The organism is Desulfocastanea catecholica, assembly GCF_054657295.1.
Genome location: NZ_BAAHYZ010000100.1, coordinates 1 through 1,194, shown reverse-complemented (window position 1 = coordinate 1,194; position 1,194 = coordinate 1). Strand labels below are relative to the sequence as shown.

The following is a 1,194-nucleotide window of genomic DNA, read 5'->3' as shown; positions in this document are numbered from 1 at the left end:
CTGGTTCGGTAATGGGCAGCTCTGTCAACCATACCACTTGCCATCGACGGTCCTAGTGCGAGCATTTTGGAAAGCATTACACGAAACCGGCTCGATTTCAAGTCGCCGTGTTTGCTTTTTGGCGGCATCTCCCCCGAACCAGGGTGCCATTCGTGTTTCGCCGTAAGCGACACATTGCAACGAACTTCCCGAGCTGTCAATGTATGACTCGAGTACAGAGATGTTTCCTGAGAAGGCAGAAATACTTCACAGGCAAAAATCCCCCTCAGAAACAGGCGCAATATCGGTTATTCGTAGTGCGTCCATAATCGAAGTATTTTAATGATATGCTCTTGTTGATAAACCTGGTAAACGAGCCGGTGTTGGATATTTATTCTGCGGGAATAAGCCCCGACAAGATCACCAATCAGTTTTTCGTAAGGTGGTGGCTTTTGGAAAGGGTTTTCTCGGATTATCTCAAGAAGCTTTTGTGCTTTGGTTTTTAATCCGGCAGTTGTCAGCTTTTTTGCATCTTTCTGAGCTTGTTTTGTGAAAACGATGTCCCAAGTCACCAATCAAGCTCCTGTGAGCATTCCGATAAATCCTGTTTCATTCCCTCTTTGATGGATTCCCGCATTCCTGGTACTGAAAGCAGGTAGAGTGTTTCGGATATCGCATTCCAGTCTTCTTCAGACACAAGTACAGCATTCCCTCTTTTGCCGGTGATTATGACGGGCTGATGAGAAGCTGCCGTTTCATCTATAAGGGTATATAGTTTTGCTCTGGCTTCTGTCACATTAAGAATATTCATAATAGTACCTCCATGCGGACAACGTACGCTTTCACGGACGATTTGTCAAGTATTGGAGATCGTCCATATCGCAATTAAACGGCAGTGCAGTATCGGTAATCGCACGATTAAGGTTTGCGATGGCAATCCTTGACATAAAAGCACACCCCTTGATTGACCTTCTTCCTGTTATGTTGGATCGGAGAGTAAAGGGGGGGCTTCTGTTGCAATTCGCGGATATGCCACGTTTGCTACCAGGGCGTAGCTTAGCGTACGATTTTTTCCGTTTTCTGAAGCGCCCCCCAGAATACTCCCGGCCAGAAAACAGCATTTTAAAACCGCCATTTTTAAGCATTTTCACGCCACCGCCGGTGACATGGCTATCGACAAATTGGAGAAAAAGATCCTCGCCTGACCAAAAATTT

The 1,194-nt window shown here is 45.9% G+C and carries 3 protein-coding genes; all 3 read right to left on the bottom strand.

The window, feature by feature from the left end:
• Positions 1–287: 287 nt before the first annotated feature.
• Positions 288–551, bottom strand: a complete 264-nt coding sequence (locus tag ACYQ8U_RS23020; protein ID WP_459947897.1) for a Txe/YoeB family addiction module toxin — start codon at positions 549–551, stop codon at positions 288–290.
• Positions 548–790, bottom strand: a complete 243-nt coding sequence (locus ACYQ8U_RS23015) for a type II toxin-antitoxin system Phd/YefM family antitoxin (RefSeq protein WP_459947896.1) — start codon at positions 788–790, stop codon at positions 548–550. Before ACYQ8U_RS23015 ends, ACYQ8U_RS23020 begins: the two co-directional genes overlap by 4 nt.
• Positions 791–821: 31 nt before the next feature.
• Positions 822–1,194: hypothetical protein (locus tag ACYQ8U_RS23010; protein ID WP_459947895.1), on the bottom strand; the 373-nt coding region annotated here is incomplete at its 5' end.

Excerpts from the sequence above, each read along its gene's own strand:
- ACYQ8U_RS23015 (WP_459947896.1), bottom strand. The coding sequence starts at position 790 with ATGAATATTCTTAATGTGACAGAAGCCAGAGCAAAACTATATACCCTT.